The sequence below is a fragment of the Thioclava sp. DLFJ4-1 genome (genome assembly GCF_002020145.1).
Classification (GTDB): Bacteria; Pseudomonadota; Alphaproteobacteria; order Rhodobacterales; family Rhodobacteraceae; genus Thioclava; species Thioclava sediminum.
The window spans coordinates 429,312-444,761 of record NZ_MPZT01000004.1; the positions used below are offsets into that span (position 1 = coordinate 429,312).

Genomic DNA, 15,450 nt, shown 5'->3' on the forward strand with positions numbered 1-15,450 from the left:
CCGAAACAGGCGCGCTCTCGCCGCTATGACCGGGCGCAGGCTTGACCTTTCGACCCCGCCGCGCCAGCTTGCGCCGAATTTTCGTGGATGGAGCCGATGGCCGCACGCACTGCCCCGTTTTCCCGTTTCGAGTTCATGATCGCGTGGCGCTATCTGCGCGCGCGCCGCGCCGAAGGTGGCGTCTCGGTCATGACATGGATTTCCCTGATCGGTATCGCGCTTGGCGTGGCCGCGCTGATCGCGACGCTTGCCGTACGCGCGGGCTTCCGCGCCGAGTTTGTCTCGACCATCGTCGGCTCGAACCCGCAGATCACCGTCTATTCCGCGCCGATGGAAGTGGCCGAGGGCTCGGGCGTCTATTCCAAGCTGATCCGCGACTATGCCGAGCGCACCGAGCGGATCAAGGCGATCCCCGGCGTGGTCAGCGCCGCGCCGGCGGTGCGCGGACAGGCGATGGTCAGCTTCGGCGACCGCTCCAACGTGGCGGATGTCTACGGGCTGGCGCTGTCGGATCTGAAGAACATCCCCAATATCGCGCATTCCGACGACGCGCAGGGCGATATCGACAATTACGGTGAAGGCATAGCGATCGGCATCGGGATGGCGCGCGATCTGGGCGTGACGGTGGGCGACACGGTCAAGGTGATCTCGCCCAACGGGGCCAAGACGCCGTCGGGCACCAGTCCGCGTGTGAATGCCTACAAGATCTCGTATGTCTTCTCGGCCGGGCGGTATGACATCGACCAGACGCGGCTTTATATGCCGTTCAAGGAGGCCCAGGGCTTCTTCAACCGCGAAGGCGGGGTGGACGAGATCGACGTCGACGTGGCCGATCCCGAAGGCATCGCCGAATGGGAGCCCGCGATCATGGATGCGAGCGGCAAGGGCACGCTTTTGTGGACGTGGAAGGACGCGTCCTCGAGCTTCCTGCGCGCGCTTTCGGTCGAGGATAACGTGATGTTCATCATCCTCTCGATCCTCGTGCTGATCGCCTCGATGAATATCACCTCGGGGCTGATCATGTTGGTGAAGAACAAGGGCCGCGATATCGGCATCCTGCGCACGATGGGTCTTAGCGAGGGCTCAATCCTGCGTGTCTTCTTCTTGTGTGGGGCCTTTACCGGGGTGATCGGGACGCTAGCCGGGCTGGCGATTGGGGTGCTGTTCGCGGTGAATATCGACCATGTCATGGGCTTCGTGAACTGGCTCAATGGTGGCGATGCCTGGGACCCGTCGATCCGCGGCATCTATCATCTGCCCGCGAAATTGCAGCCCTGGGACGTGACCAAGGCGGTGGCGCTGTCGCTGTCGCTGAGCTTCATCGTGACCATCTTCCCGGCGCGCCGAGCTGCGCGCATGAACCCGGTGGAGGCGCTGCGCTATGAGTGACGTTCTGATCTGCGAACAGTTGGAAAAGTGCTACAACCGGGGCAAGCCGAACGAGATCACGGTGCTCAAAGGTCTCGATCTGACCATTCCGAAAGGGCAGGTCGTGGCGCTGGTCGCGCCTTCGGGGGCGGGGAAATCGACGCTTCTGCATATCGCGGGGCTGTTGGATACACCCGATTCCGGTCGGGTTCTGATCGATGGCGAGGACCTGACCGGTGCGCGCGATGGCAAGCGCACGGCGGCGCGGCGCGAGAAGCTGGGCTTCGTCTACCAGTTTCACCACCTGCTGCCGGAGTTCTCGGCGGTCGAGAATATCGTGCTGCCGCAGCTGGCCAATGGCGTCAGCCGCAAGGCGGCGGAAGAGCGAGCCAAGGACCTCTTGAGCCGCGTCGGTATGGCGGGCCGGATGGATCACCGCCCCTCGGCGCTGTCGGGTGGCGAGCAGCAGCGTGTGGCGTTCTGCCGGGCGCTCGCGAACGGGCCGAGCCTGTTGCTGGCCGACGAGCCCACGGGCAATCTCGATCCGGCCACGTCTGATACCGTGTTCGACGTGCTGATGGGGCTGGTGCGCGAGACGGGCCTGTCGGCGCTGATCGCGACGCATAACATGGAGCTCGCCGCCAAGATGGACCGCGTGTTGCATCTGGATAACGGCGCGCTGGAGGAGGGGATATGATCGTTTACGGGATTTCGACCTGCGACACGGTGCGCAAGGCGCGAAAGGCGCTGGAGGCGGCCGGGCGCGACGTGGAGTTTCGCGACGTGCGGGCGGAGCCTCTGACGGGGACCGAGGTCGCGGAGTTCGAGGCGGCCTTCGGCGACAAGATCGTCAACCGCGCCTCCACGACGTGGCGCAACCTGCCCGAAGGCGAGCGCGAGAAGCCTGTTGCAGATCTGCTGGGCGAACATCCCGCGTTGATGAAGCGCCCTGTGATCCGCGAGGGCGACAAGCTCACGCTGGGCTGGGCGAAGGCCACGCAGGCCGAGTGGCTCTGACCGGACACCCCTTCGTCATAGGCTGAGACAATAAAACGGCGCGCATCCCGCGATGCGCGCCGTTTCAAATCCTTACCGTCCGATCAGCGGATCAGAGCAGGACCAGATCCGATGCCGAGGAGCGGCCGTCGCGACCCGACTGCAGCTCATATTGGATCTTCTGATTGTCATCGAGCCCCTTGAGACCCGCACGCTCGACAGCAGAGATGTGCACGAACACGTCCTTGCCGCCTTCGTCGGGCGCGATGAAGCCATAACCCTTGGTGGAATTGAACCATTTCACGGTGCCAGTGGCCATTACCGTCTTCTCCTTCGTAGTCTCCCGGCGCGATATTGCGTCCGGGCCGTGCAGCCAGTCTCTTTCGGGTCTTCCGGCTGCCTTTTTCAGAAGCGAGGCGGTAGGAAAGTCTGTAACACACGCATATTCAAGTCTCTCCGAGAATTGCGAAAATGCAATGACATTCCATGAGGGGCGTAAGCCCCTCACAGGTCTGTGAAAATTCGAGATAGGTCGTTGAATTGGCGATTATTCGCGCAAATCGGGCGGCGTCGATTCGGTGATCAGCTGCGCCACGATCTCGTCGATTGCCACCGTGGAGGTGCGGGTGTCGCCGAGTTTGCGGACAGACACGGTGCGTTCCTCGACCTCTTTCATCCCGATCGCGAAGATATAGGGGACCTTGCCGAGCGAGTGCTCGCGGACCTTGTAATTGATCTTCTCGTTGCGGGTGTCGGCCTCGGCGCGGATGCCGGCGGCGCGCAGCTTCGACGTCACTTCCAGCACGTAGTCGTCGGCATCCGAGACGATCGAGGCCACGACCACCTGACGCGGCGCGAGCCAGAGCGGCATCTTGCCGGCGAAGTTCTCGATCAGCATGCCGATGAAGCGCTCGAACGAGCCCAGCACCGCGCGGTGCAGCATCACGGGACGGTGGCGTTCGCCATCCGAGCCCACGAATTCCGCATCCAGCCGCTCGGGCAGGTTGGTGTCGACCTGCAGCGTGCCGCATTGCCAGTCGCGCCCGATCGCGTCGGTCAGCACGAATTCCAGCTTCGGCCCATAGAACGCGCCTTCGCCTTCGAAGATCTCGTAATCATAGCCAGCGGCCTTGCAGGCATTGCCGAGCGCGGCTTCGGTGTAATCCCAGCTTTCATCGCTACCGATGCGCTTCTCGGGGCGCGTCGACAGCTTGATGCGCCAGTCGGTGAAGCCGAGATCGTCATAAATCCCCGAGAGGAACTTGATGAACTTCTCGGTTTCCACCTCGATCTGATCCTCGGTGCAGAAGATATGCGCATCGTCCTGCGTGAAGCCGCGCACGCGCATGATCCCGTGCAGCGCGCCCGAGGGCTCGTAACGCGCGCAGGAGCCGAACTCGGCCATGCGGAGCGGCAGGTCGCGATAGGATTTGACGCCCTGATTGAAGATCTGCACGTGGCAGGGGCAGTTCATCGGCTTGAGCGCGTTGACCGTCTTTTCGCGCGCATGATCCTCGTCGACTTCGACGATGAACATGTTCTCCTGATAGTTCTCCCAGTGGCCCGAGGCTTCCCAGAGCTTGCGGTTCACCACCTGCGGCGTGTTCACTTCGACATAGCCGTCATCGCGCTGCTTGCGGCGCATGTAGTCCTGCAGCGCGGTGTAGATGGTCCAGCCGTTCGGGTGCCAGAAGATCTGGCCCGGCGCCTCTTCCTGCATGTGGAACAGGTCCATCTCGCGGCCGAGCTTGCGGTGGTCGCGCTTGGCGGCCTCCTCCATCATCGTGACCCAGGCGTTGAGGTCCTTCTTGGTCTTGAAGGCCACGCCATAGATGCGCTGCAGCATCGGACGGCTGGAATCGCCCAGCCAATAGGCACCCGCGACATGGGTCAGCTTGAACGCATCCGCGGGAACCTGACCGGTATGCTGCAGGTGCGGACCACGGCAGAGATCCTGCCAGTTTCCGTGCCAATACATCCGGATGTCTTCGCCTTGCGGGATCCGGTTGATCAGCTCGACCTTGTAGGGCTCTTCCGTCGCCAGATAGTGGTCGATCGCGTGTTTGCGGCTCCAGACCTCGGTCTTGATGGCGTCGCGCGCGTTGATGATCTCGCGCATCTTCTTCTCGATCGCGCCGAGGTCTTCGGGCGTGAAGGGCTCTTCGCGGTCGAAGTCGTAGAACCAGCCATTGTCGCGGACCGGGCCGATCGTGACCTTCACGCCGGGATAGAGCTCCTGCACGGCGCGGGCCATGATATGGGCGAGGTCGTGGCGGATCAGCTCCAGCGCGGGGCCGTCATCCTGCATCGTGTTGATGGCGATCTGCGCGTCTTCCTGGATCGGCCATTGCAGATCCCAATGCGCGCCATTGACCTGCGCGGAGATCGCTTTCTTCGCCAGCGACGGTGCGATCGAGGCGGCCACTTCGGCCGGCGTCACGCCCGCGTCGTAGTCGCGCGAATTGCCATCGGGAAAGGTGAGGGAGATCTGGGACATGTCGTCCTCCTCGTCGGTTTGGCGCCCACGGAACGCCCGGTTGCGGGATATATGCTTCCCGAGCCTTTTGCGCGGCTCGCGCGCGGCTGTCAATGGGGCCGGGCAGGGGGAGATGTCGCAGGGGGGGCTCCGCCCCCGCGCTGGCGCGCTCCCCCGGGATATTTTGGCCAAGCCGAAGCTGAGAGCCTCGTGCGCGTTCGTGTTGGCGAAAATATCCCGGGGGTGAGGTGCGCAGCACCGAGGGGGCAGAGCCCCCTTGGCTATGGGCCAAGAAAAAGGCGCCGCTCGGGCGCCTCTCGCTTACATCTTGTTGAGCTTGCTCTGGAGATCGGCGAGCTGTTTCTTGATCGAGTCCAACTCGCCGCGATCGTCGCCGTCATCGGGCGCGGGGCCGGACGAGCCTGCCGTGCCCCAGCCTGCCATCATGTTCTGCAAGAAGGCCTGTTGCTGCGCCTGCAGCGCCTCGAAGCCCGGCATCGAGGCCATGGGATTCGGCATCTTGTTCATGTTCTCGAGCATATGCGAGTGCCCCTCGCGCAGCATCTCGAAGCTGGCTGCGAGGAATTGCGGCACCACCGATTGCGCCGCCCCCGTGTAGGAGCGCACCAGATCGGTCAGCACATCGACCGGCAGGACATTCTCGCCGCGGCTTTCGTGCTCGGCCACGATCTGCAGCAGATATTGCCGCGTCAGGTCGTCGCCCGATTTCAGATCGACAATCTGCACCTCGCGCCCGTCGCGGATGAATTTCGCGATGTCTTCGAGCGTCACGTAATCGCTGGTCTCGGTGTTGTAGAGACGGCGGCTGGCGTAACGCTTGATCAGCAAGGGCTTTTCGTCTTCGGCCATGTGATGCGATCCTCCCCGGATTGTGCTTGTGCAGCGATTGTGTGACGCCGCGCTGCCAAAAGCAATAAAAGAAAAAGGGCGCGCCACGAGGGCGCGCCCGAGATACGCGAGGCCGACTGGGAGGAGGAAGCCGGTGCCCGCGGTGAATTCTTACTTCGCAGCCGCCGTGGCTTTCTTCGTCGCAGCGGTCATGTCGGCGGTCGCCTTCTTGACGTTTGCGGAGGCTTCTTCCGACATGTCCTTGCCGGCAGCCATCATCAGTTCGACGGTGTCCATCTGAACCTTTTTCGCGATTTCAGCGAAAGCGGCCATGTTTTCGGCAGCCATCTCGGCCGAAGCCGACGCGAAGTCGCTCATCGCCTTGGCGTAATCGGCGGGCTCTTCTTTGGTTTTGGTCAGGTCGCCCATCTTGTCGATGGTGCCCTTGGTCCATTTGGTCGAGATTTCGGTCGACTTGCCGGCAGCTTCAAGCGCCACCTGCGACATCTTCTCGCCCAGAGCCGCTTGCGATTTGAAAGCGTCTTGGAATTTCGAGGTGTCGACGGGGAAGGACGCCATCATGTCCTGCATGATCTTGGTGTAGTCTTGGGTCTTAGCCATGTGAGTGCTCCGTTGGGTTGGGGCCCGTGGTCTGGAACGTTGGCGGGGCCCTTTGGGTTACGCAACGTATATACATGCTGCGGCGCAGCATTTCAAGAGAGGAATTGCTGCGCCGCAGAAATTTTCAACCCGAGCGGGAAAGTTATATCTTAACCATCTCTTTGACATAAGTGCCGGGCGCATCAGCCAAAACCGGGTGCTCCGCGTCACCGGGCTGGCGTGCGGGGACCATCGCGCCGGACTTCTTGGCCAGCCATTCGCCCCAGCGCGGCCACCAGCTTCCCTCGTGGAACTCCGCCTGCGCTTTCCACTCGTTGGGATTCGCGACCGGGGCTTCGGAGGTGTAGTGGCCGTATTTCTTCTTGCTGGGCGGATTGACGATCCCGGCGATATGGCCCGATTGCGACAGGATGAAGGTCTTGTCCTTCGATCCCATCTTCGCGACGCCGTTGAACGAGGCGACCCAGGGCGCGATGTGGTCGGTCTCGCAGGCGATCGCCATCAGCGGCACGTTCACGTCCGAGACCTTGACCGTCTCTCCCAGCACCTCGAAGCCGTCGCGCGCGAAGCGGTCCTTCTGGCAGAGCCCGCGCAGATACTCGACCGCCATCTTGCCCGGCAGGTTCGTCGAGTCGCCGTTCCAGAACAGCAGATCGAAGGCGGGCGGGGATTCCCCCATCATGTAGCTGCGGATCGCGGGTCGGTAGATCAGATCGTTCGAGCGCAGGTAGGAGAAGGTGCGCGACATGAAGTAGCTGTCTAGCACGCCGTCGGCCTTGCATTGCCGCTCGATCCCGTCGACGAAATCGTCCTGCAGGAAGACCGCGAATTCGCCCTGATCCGAGAAGTCGGTGAGCGTGGTGAAGAAGGTGGCCGAGTTGATCGACTTGTCCTTGCGCTTGTTCAGCAGGCCCAGCGTCAGCGACAGCGTGGTGCCCGCGATGCAGTAGCCGACCGCGTTGACCTTCTTCTCGCCGGTGATCTTCTTCACCTCGTCGATCGCGGTCAGATAGCCTTCCTGCACGTAGTCATCCATACCGACATCGGCATAGCTCTGGTCGGGGTTCTTCCAGCTCACCACGAAGAGGGTGAAGCCCTGATCGACGATCCAGCGGATCAGCGAGTTCTGCGGCTTCAGGTCCATGATGTAGAAGCGATTGATCCAGGGCGGGAAGATCACGAGCGGGGTCTTGTGAACCTTTTCGGTGGTCGGCGTGTACTGGATCAGCTCGAACAGGCGGTTGCGATAGACCACCGCGCCCTCGGCGGTGCCGATATTCTCGCCCACGGTAAAGGCGTCCTTGTCGGCCAGTGTCACCAGCAGATCGCCGCGGTTCGCTTCAATGTCGCGCACGAGGTTCTCGAGCCCTTTCACGAGGCTCTCGCCCTCGGTCTCGATCGCCTTCTCCAGCGCGTCGGGGTTGGTGGCGAGGAAATTCGTGGGCGCCATCAGGTCGATGATCTGGCGCGAGAAGTAGTTCAGTCGCTGACGGTCCACCGGGTCGAGGTCGTCGAGCTTGTCGACCGCCTCTTTCACGCCTTTGGCCGCGATCAGATACTGCTGTTTGATGTAGTTGAAATAGGGGTGGCTGTCCCAGAGCGGATTGACAAAGCGCGGGTCGGACGGGCCGGGATCTTCCGGCGGGCGGAACGCGCCCTTGGCGAGCGCCTCCTGCGCTTCGAGGTAATGCTTCATCGCCTGACCCCAGTAATTCACCTGGGCTTCGAGGATTTTCGAGGGCTTTTCGAGCCACTCATTCATCATGGCTGCAGAGGACGTCATGTAGAGATCGGCGCCGGGGCCTTCGAGGGCCGGGTTCATCGGTCGCTTATGGGCGATCGCATCGACCATGCGCTCGGTCAGCTCTTCGATGCGCGCCAGATTGTCTTGCATCTTCTGCGATGCAGCAATTTTGTCCGTCTCCTCGGTTGTCATAAATGATATTCCTCCCTATCCTCTGCACCAGCATAATATCGCCGCAGTCTTGGGGTAAAGCGGCGTTTCCATTGCCGAGTGAGTGCGTGGCCCGCCCCGAGGAGTTGTATATGAAAACGATCATGTCCTACGACCTGATGGAGACCTTCAGGAACACGAACGAGTGGATGGGCGCCTCGGCGCGCGCCATGGCGTCCTACCCGGTCTGGGGGCTCGCCCCGCATCCGATGTTCAAGATCATGTCGGCCTGGGGCCGGGTGACGGAGCGTTCGTTCGCACGGATGGTGATCAAGCCCGATTGGGGCATCCATTCGATCGCGGCCGAGGACGGGCGCGATCACCTCGTCGAGGTCGAGACCGTGCTCGACAAGCCCTTCGGCAGCCTCGTGCATTTCAACGTCCACGGCCGCGAGCCGATGGAGCGGCGCATCCTGCTGGTGGCGCCGATGTCGGGCCATTACGCGACGCTTCTGCGCTCGACCGTGGCCTCGCTGCTGCCCGATGCGGACGTGTGGGTGACCGATTGGCATAATGCGCGCGACATCCCCGTCTCTGAGGGCAAGTTCGATATCGAGGACTACACCCTCTATCTTGTCGATTTCATGAAGAAGATGGGCCCTGACTGCAACGTGATCGCCGTGTGTCAGCCCGCGCCGCTCGCGCTGGCCGCGACCGCCTATCTGGCAGCCGAAGACCCGGCCGCGCAGCCGCGCACGCTGACCCTGATCGGCGGGCCGATCGATCCCGACGCGAAAGCGACCGAGGTCACCGATTTCGGGCGCCGCGTCACGATGGGCCAGCTCGAGCAGATGGTGATCCAGCGCGTCGGCTTCAAATACAAGGGCGCGGGCCGTCTGGTCTATCCGGGCCTGATGCAGCTCGCCTCGTTCATCTCTATGAACATGGACAAGCACGCGCAGGCCTTCCAGGAGAAGATCTGGAGCGAGGCGCAGGGCGAAGGCTCCGAGCATGACAAGCATTACCGCTTCTACGACGAATATCTCGCGGTGATGGATATGACGGCGGAATTCTACCTCTCGACGGTGGAGCGCATCTTCAAGGGCCTCGAGATCGCCCAGAACCGCTTCGAAGTCGCGGGCAAGATGGTCGATATCTCGAAGATCACCAAGGTCGCGGTGAAGACCGTGGAGGGCGAGAAGGACGACATCTCCGCCCCCGGCCAATGCGTCGCCGCGCTCGACCTGTGCTCGGGCGTGCCGGATTCGATGAAGCAACAGCACCTAGAGCCCGGCGCAGGCCATTACGGCATTTTCGCAGGCTCCAGCTGGCGCAACAACATCCGCCCGCTGGTCCTCGATTTCATCGACGAGAACGCGGACAACCCCGCGCCCGGGAAGGGCAAGCCCGCCACCGTGACGCCGATCCGCAAGAAGAAGGTGAAGACGGCCGAGGCGGGGTGATCTCACTCCACGCGAGAGTTTTAGGAAAGCGCTGCTCCGGCAGCGCTTTTTTATTCGCGACTTCGCCATCGTTTTGACGGGTTTCGGCGCATGATCGGAAAATCACTTTGATTTTTTGAGACCGAGATTATGGACGCATTGTTTTTCCCCGTTGTACTGCTTCTCCTCCTCTTAGTTGCGATCGTAAAATCCCCCCGTTTCAAGGGGTTCATCGGAGAGGCGTACGTCAGCAAAGGACTTAAGAAACTGGCTGAAGAAGGTGACATGCATCTCTTCGATGATGTGACCCTGCCCGTGAAGGACGGGACGACGCAGATCGATCATGTCCTCATATCGCGGAGCGGCGTGTTCGTGATCGAGACCAAGAACATGAGCGGTTGGATATTCGGTGCCGAGAGGCAATCTCAGTGGACGCAGGTTCTCTATAAGAAAAAGACCAAGTTTCAGAACCCACTGCGGCAAAACTACAAGCACATCAAAGCGATCGAAGAGTGTCTTGGTGTAGATGGCAGCAAGGTTCAGGGGGGTGTCGTCTTCGTTGGTGGGGCGGTCCCGAAAACCGAGTTTCCTTCCAGCGTTTACTGGCGGCGGAACTCGATGCTCAGCTTTCTGAAGTCTCCGCACCAAGTGATACTCACGGAGAGTGAGGTTGCGGCGCTATGTCAGGCTTTGGAAAATCGGCGGTTCGAGCGCGGGTTGAGGACCACGCAGCAGCACATCAAGAACGTCAGGACGCGAGTGGAAGCGCAGGCTTCGGCAGATGCGTGCCCGCGATGCGGATCCGCGATGGTCGAGCGTCGTAGCAAGAAGACGAATGACGTCTTCATGGGCTGTACGAATTTCCCCAAATGCCGTGGGACCCGGAAAGTCGAAGCGTCCAAAGTTGTTGCGTTCTCACGCCAACAATAACGGCGCCTCCAGCCAGTCGCGCAGGCCTTGGGTGATCTTCTCGGGTTGCTCGAGCGGGCTCAGGTGACCTGCACCGAGGATCAGGCGGAATTCGGCGTGCGGCATCAGCTCTGCGAGGAATTCGTGGCGGCGCGGTGGGCAGATCTTGTCGTATTCGCCGCACATCAGCAGCGCGCGGGTTTTCGTGGCGCGCAGCGTGCGTTGCAAGTCGGGGCGGCGCATCAGGGCGCGCGATTGCGCTTCGAACGTGTCGGCGCCCAAGCCTGCCGCCATCTCCAGCATCATCGCCTGAATTTCCGCACGACCGGGATCGGGGGCGAGGCTTTCGGCGGGGATTTCTTCCAGCATCATCTCGTCGAGCCGCCCGGTGAGCGCCTTCACGATCCGGGTTTCGCGCGCGGCGGCGATCTGCGGCATCTCGGGCAGGGGGGAGACGTCGAGCAGCGCGACCTGGCTCACCCGGTCGGGGGCGCGGCGCAGGATCTCGATTGCGACGACCGCGCCCAGCCAATGCCCGACCAGCGCGAATTGCGGCGGGGCCTCGTCCAGCACGGTCTGCGCCATCTCCTCGATCGTCGCGCCGCGCAGCCGCGCCACCATCACCGAGCGCTCGGAGGACAGCTCCTGCAGCGGGTGCCAGAACAGCCGTGCGTCGCACATGAATCCGGGTAGAAAGACCAGCGGGTCGCTTGGCATCGCTCGAAACCTCAATCGCGGCGCGTTTTCGCGCTTCTCGCGTCGAGTGTGCCGCAAGGGCCGAGGTCAAGCAAATCGAAATGCCGCAAGCAGCGGATCACAGCCGGGCGAGTACCTCCGCCAGCGCGGTCTCGATCAGCGCGAGGCAATCGGGGTCCGAGAAGCGGTGATCGGCGCCCTTCACAAGGGTCAGGCGCATGTCCGCGCCCTCGGCATGCTCCAGCAGTCGGATCGCGGTCTCGGTGCTGACGGCTTCATCGGCGGTGCCCTGCAGGAAGCGCGTGGGGAAGGGCAGCGACAGCGGGCTGCGCAGCACCAGCCGCTCGCGGCCCTCGTTGATCAGGCGGCGCGTGATGACATAGGGCTCGCCGTAATCCGAGGGAATGGCGATGGAGCCTTCGCTTTCCAGCTTGTGCCGGGTTTCCTTGTCGAAGCTCGCCCAATAGCCGTCTTCGGTGAAATCGGGGGCGGCGGCGATGGTGACGAGGCCAGCGACTTTCTCGGGATGTTCGCGCGCCATCAGGAGCGAGATCCAGCCGCCCATCGAGGAGCCCACGAGGATCTGCGGGCCTTCGGTCTTGGCCATGATCACGTCGCGCGCATCTTCGAACCAGTCACCGATCGCGCCGTCCTCGAATTCCCCGCCCGAGACACCGTGGCCGGAATAGTCGAAGCGCAGGAAGGCGCGGCCTTCGCGCTTGGCCCAGTCCTCGAGCGCCAGCGCCTTCGTGCCTTCCATGTCGGATTTGAACCCGCCGAGGAACACCACGCCCGGCCCTTTGCCCGGCGTCAGGTTATAGGCGATGCGGCGGCCTTCTTGGGTCTCGAAATACTCGGTCATCTGCGCTCCCTGCGATCTGTTCGCCCCCAGCCTATCGGGCGGCGCGGGTGGCCTCAACCTGTCCGCTTGCGCTCAGTGCGCGGGCTTTTCCTTGCCGGTGACGGCGCGGTAGATCGGCTGGATGATCCGGGTGACGACAGGGATCAGGACCAGCCCGTAGATCAGCCCGAAGATGCCGTCGAAGAATGCGGTGACGGCCCAGCTGACGAAGCCTTCGGCGGTGCCCGCCGCATGGGCTGCGGCCTCGGCCTGATGGTGGATCCAGTCGTAGGGCGCGTGCCAGCCAAGCTCTGCCAGACCGTGCAGCACGATATTGCCGCCGACCCAGATCATCGCGGCGGTGCCGACGATCATCAGGGTCTTCATCAGCCACGGCATGACTTTCACCATGCCGCGCCCGAAGGCTCGGGTCGCAGCAAGGTTCGCGTTCTCGGCCAGCCAGAGCCCCGCATCATCGGCTTTCACGATCAGCGCGACCGAGCCATAGACCACCACCGTCACGCCGATCCCGATGATCGCAAGCGCAATCGCCTCCATCCAGATCGGCTGGCCCGAGGGCAGGGCGGCGAGGCCGATGGTCATGATCTCGGCGGAGAGGATGAAATCGGTCTTCACCGCGGCTTTGACGCGCTTTTCCTCGAGATGGTCAGCGGTTTCTGCGGCGACATGGCCCTCGGCATCGGGCTCATGCGGTTTGAACAGGTGATAGACCTTCTCCGCGCCCTCAAAACACAGGTAGGAGCCGCCCAGCATCAGCAAGGGCGTGATCAGCCACGGCGCGAAGGCAGAGAGCAGCAGCGCCGCTGGCAGCAGGAAGATCAGCTTGTTCTTGATCGAGCCGAGCGCGATTTTCCCGACGATCGGCAATTCGCGGGCGGGCTTGAAGCCGTGGACATATTTCGGCGTGACCGCGGCATCGTCGATCAGCGCGCCAGCGGCTTTCGAGCCTGCCTTGGCCGCCTGACCTGCCGCGTCGTCGATCGAGGTCGCCGCCACCTTGGCGATCCCCGCCACGTCATCCAGCAATGCCAGCAAGCCACTCATCGCAAACCCTTTCCCAATCACGCCCGCGTGAGCCTAGGGCGCGTCTCCCCAAGCCACAAGCGCGAAGACTTGTTCCCGAATTCTTTCCGGGCGGACATGAAAAAGGCGCCCGAAGGCGCCTTGATCGGAATTGTTCGCGACGCTTACAGCCCCAGCTTCTGCGCCACGATCTGGTTGACCGCCTTGGGGTTGGCCTTGCCGCCAGACGCCTTGATGACCTGACCGACGAACCAGCCAGCCAGCTTCGGATTGGCCTTGGCCTTCTCGACCTGATCGGGATTGGCGGCAATCACCTCGTCCACGGCGGCTTCGATGGCGCCCGTATCGGTGACCTGGATCATGCCGCGCTCTTCCACGATCTTCTCGGGGTCGCCGCCTTCGGTATAGACGATCTCGAAGAGGTCCTTCGCGATCTTGCCCGAGATCTTGTCGGACTTGATGAGCCGGATGATCGCGCCAAGCTGCGCGGCATCGACCGGGCTCGACGAGATGTCGTGATCTTCCTTCTTCAGGCGACCGAACAGCTCGTTGATGACCCAGTTCGCGGCGAGCTTGCCGTCACCGGCCTCGGCCACCACGGCCTCGAAGTAATCCGCGTTCTCGACCTCTGCGGTCAGCACCGAGGCGTCATATTCCGACAGGCCCAGCTCCTTGACGAAGCGCGCTTTCTTCTCGTCCGGCAGTTCGGGCATCGAGGCGCCGATATCGTCGACCCAGGCCTGCTCGATTTCCAGCGGCAGCAGGTCGGGGCAGGGGAAGTAGCGGTAATCATGCGCCTCTTCCTTCGAACGCATCGAGCGCGTCTCGCCCTTGTCCGGATCGTAGAGGCGGGTCTCCTGCACCACTTCGCCGCCGTCCTCGACGATGGCGATCTGGCGACGGGCCTCGTATTCGATGGCCTGCTGAATGAAGCGCATCGAGTTCATGTTCTTGATCTCGCAGCGGGTGCCCAGATGGCTGAAATCCTGCGTTTCCTGATATTTCTCGTAAGCGCCCGGCTTGCAGATCGAGACGTTGACGTCGGCGCGCAGGTTGCCGTTCTGCATGTTGCCGTCGCAGGTGCCCAGATAGCGCAGGATCTGGCGCAGCTTGCCGACATAGGCCGCAGCCTCTTCCGGGCCGCGGATGTCGGGGCGCGAGACGATTTCCATCAGCGCGACGCCGGTCCGGTTGAGGTCCACGAAGGACATATGCGGGTCCATGTCGTGGATCGACTTGCCCGCGTCCTGCTCGAGGTGGATGCGTTCGATGCGGACCTTTCGGGCGACGCCCGGGCCCATGTCGACGATGATTTCGCCCTCGCCCACGATGGGGTGGTAGAGCTGGCTGATCTGGTAGCCCTGCGGCAGGTCCGGGTAGAAATAGTTCTTCCGGTCGAAGGCCGAGCGCAGGTTGATATCGGCTTTGAGGCCCAGCCCGGTGCGCACGGCTTGCGCCACGCAGAACTCGTTGATCACCGGCAGCATGCCGGGCATCGCCGCGTCGACGAAGGCCACGTTGGAGTTCGGCTCTGCGCCGAATTTGGTCGAGGCGCCCGAGAACAGCTTGGCTTTCGAGGCCACCTGCGCGTGGACTTCAAGCCCGATCACCAGCTCCCAATCCGATTTGGCACCGGCAATGACCTTGGGTTCGGGGGCTTGGAATTCGAGATGGTCGAGCATGTCCACATCCTGTCAGTAAAGGCTTGGGCAAGCTTCTAGGACAGGGCAGGGGCGGGAGCAAGAGGGCGACCGCCCCGGATTGGGGATCAGACCACCGGCACCCCATAGGATTCGAAAATCGCGCTGAGCCGGTCGAGCGGCGGCGTGGCCTCGCGCGGCAGGTAGGCGCGACGCCCGTCGCGCAGCGTGACCATGCATTCGTCGCCCGCAAGCTTGCGCCGCCGCAGCCGCGCCGAGTCGATCTGTGCGAGCGGGAACGTGCCCAATTGCCGTCCGTTGCGATAGACTTCCATCCGCGCAGGCGTGATCCGCAGCAGCCCCGAGCGGTTGCGCATCAGCTTGTACAAAGTGAGGGCGAGATAGATCCACGCAGCGACATGAATCCATGTCGTCGCGGTCAGTTTCATTGCACTGTAAAGCAGCGCCATCCCGAAGGCGAGGGCGAGATACCCTCCCGCCCGGCGGGCTTGGTGTCGGTATTCAAATTCATTGTCGTCCATGGTCGAGCCCATCCGCGAAATTGCGTAACGCCCGCAAGGCGCAGGCGTCCGCGTTTCGTAGCTCGCGAACCCGGCACGGATGGGCCGAAAATACGGCCAATCCGTGGTGAGATGGGCGCGCCTGCGGGCGCT

General features: G+C 62.6%; 15 protein-coding genes. 5 read left to right on the forward strand and 10 right to left on the reverse strand.

The genetic code is table 11. The features are described 5' to 3' along the window. Positions 1-96 precede the first annotated feature (96 nt). Genes BMI85_RS14995 through BMI85_RS15005 form a run of 3 tightly spaced genes read left to right on the forward strand, consistent with a single transcriptional unit; the run spans position 97 to position 2,385 of the window. A complete protein-coding gene (locus BMI85_RS14995) occupies positions 97-1,389 on the forward strand; it encodes a lipoprotein-releasing ABC transporter permease subunit (protein WP_078601837.1) in 1,293 nt (430 codons plus the stop codon). Further along, positions 1,382-2,065, forward strand: coding sequence for an ABC transporter ATP-binding protein (locus BMI85_RS15000; protein WP_078601838.1), 684 nt, complete (start codon positions 1,382-1,384; stop codon positions 2,063-2,065). Before BMI85_RS14995 ends, BMI85_RS15000 begins: the two co-directional genes overlap by 8 nt. Then, positions 2,062-2,385 (forward strand): ArsC/Spx/MgsR family protein, encoded by a 324-nt coding sequence (locus tag BMI85_RS15005; protein WP_078601839.1) that lies wholly within the window; start codon positions 2,062-2,064, stop codon positions 2,383-2,385. Before BMI85_RS15000 ends, BMI85_RS15005 begins: the two co-directional genes overlap by 4 nt. 91 nt (positions 2,386-2,476) lie before the next feature. Here BMI85_RS15005 and BMI85_RS15010 read toward each other — a convergent pair whose 3' ends face one another. From BMI85_RS15010 to phaC, 5 genes are all read right to left on the reverse strand, one after another. Continuing rightward, on the reverse strand, positions 2,477-2,683 hold the full coding sequence (locus tag BMI85_RS15010; RefSeq protein ID WP_075775516.1) for a cold-shock protein: 207 nt from the start codon (positions 2,681-2,683) through the stop codon (positions 2,477-2,479). A gap of 228 nt (positions 2,684-2,911) precedes the next feature. Beyond that, positions 2,912-4,861 (reverse strand): threonine--tRNA ligase, encoded by a 1,950-nt coding sequence (thrS, locus tag BMI85_RS15015; protein ID WP_078601840.1) that lies wholly within the window; start codon positions 4,859-4,861, stop codon positions 2,912-2,914. 300 nt (positions 4,862-5,161) lie between these two features. Then, positions 5,162-5,710 carry a polyhydroxyalkanoate synthesis repressor PhaR gene (gene phaR, locus BMI85_RS15025; RefSeq protein WP_078522837.1) on the reverse strand — a complete coding sequence of 183 codons (549 nt, stop codon included), beginning with the start codon at positions 5,708-5,710 and terminating at the stop codon, positions 5,162-5,164. A 150-nt stretch (positions 5,711-5,860) separates the two neighbouring features. Beyond that, the gene (locus BMI85_RS15030) at positions 5,861-6,310 is read right to left on the reverse strand and encodes a phasin, PhaP (RefSeq protein ID WP_078542726.1); all 450 of its coding nucleotides are present in this window, start codon (positions 6,308-6,310) and stop codon (positions 5,861-5,863) included. 142 nt (positions 6,311-6,452) lie between these two features. After that, positions 6,453-8,246, reverse strand: a complete 1,794-nt coding sequence (gene phaC, locus BMI85_RS15035) for a class I poly(R)-hydroxyalkanoic acid synthase (protein WP_078601841.1) — start codon at positions 8,244-8,246, stop codon at positions 6,453-6,455. A 110-nt stretch (positions 8,247-8,356) separates the two neighbouring features. Here phaC and phaZ point away from each other — a divergent pair, with 110 nt between their 5' ends. Together phaZ and BMI85_RS15045 are read left to right on the forward strand one after the other, a co-directional pair. Next, a complete protein-coding gene (phaZ, locus tag BMI85_RS15040; RefSeq protein ID WP_078601842.1) occupies positions 8,357-9,667 on the forward strand; it encodes a polyhydroxyalkanoate depolymerase in 1,311 nt (436 codons plus the stop codon). A gap of 129 nt (positions 9,668-9,796) precedes the next feature. Then, positions 9,797-10,576 carry an NERD domain-containing protein gene (locus BMI85_RS15045; protein ID WP_078601843.1) on the forward strand — a complete coding sequence of 260 codons (780 nt, stop codon included), beginning with the start codon at positions 9,797-9,799 and terminating at the stop codon, positions 10,574-10,576. Here the strand turns inward: BMI85_RS15045 and BMI85_RS15050 are convergent. From BMI85_RS15050 to BMI85_RS15070, 5 genes are all read right to left on the reverse strand, one after another. Next, positions 10,562-11,272: an alpha/beta hydrolase gene (locus BMI85_RS15050; protein WP_078522832.1), complete on the reverse strand. Its 711-nt coding sequence runs from the start codon at positions 11,270-11,272 to the stop codon at positions 10,562-10,564. The genes BMI85_RS15045 and BMI85_RS15050 overlap by 15 nt on opposite strands. A gap of 97 nt (positions 11,273-11,369) precedes the next feature. Next, positions 11,370-12,113, reverse strand: coding sequence for an alpha/beta hydrolase (locus BMI85_RS15055; protein ID WP_078601844.1), 744 nt, complete (start codon positions 12,111-12,113; stop codon positions 11,370-11,372). Positions 12,114-12,185: 72 nt separating this feature from the next. Further along, complete coding sequence (locus BMI85_RS15060; RefSeq protein ID WP_078542732.1) at positions 12,186-13,157, reverse strand: DUF808 domain-containing protein; 972 nt, start codon at positions 13,155-13,157, stop codon at positions 12,186-12,188. A 143-nt stretch (positions 13,158-13,300) separates the two neighbouring features. After that, entirely contained in the window at positions 13,301-14,818 is a 1,518-nt protein-coding gene (gatB, locus tag BMI85_RS15065; RefSeq protein ID WP_078571756.1) for an Asp-tRNA(Asn)/Glu-tRNA(Gln) amidotransferase subunit GatB, read from the reverse strand. An 86-nt stretch (positions 14,819-14,904) separates the two neighbouring features. Then, positions 14,905-15,318 (reverse strand): hypothetical protein, encoded by a 414-nt coding sequence (locus BMI85_RS15070; protein WP_078547441.1) that lies wholly within the window; start codon positions 15,316-15,318, stop codon positions 14,905-14,907. Positions 15,319-15,450: the final 132 nt, after the last annotated feature.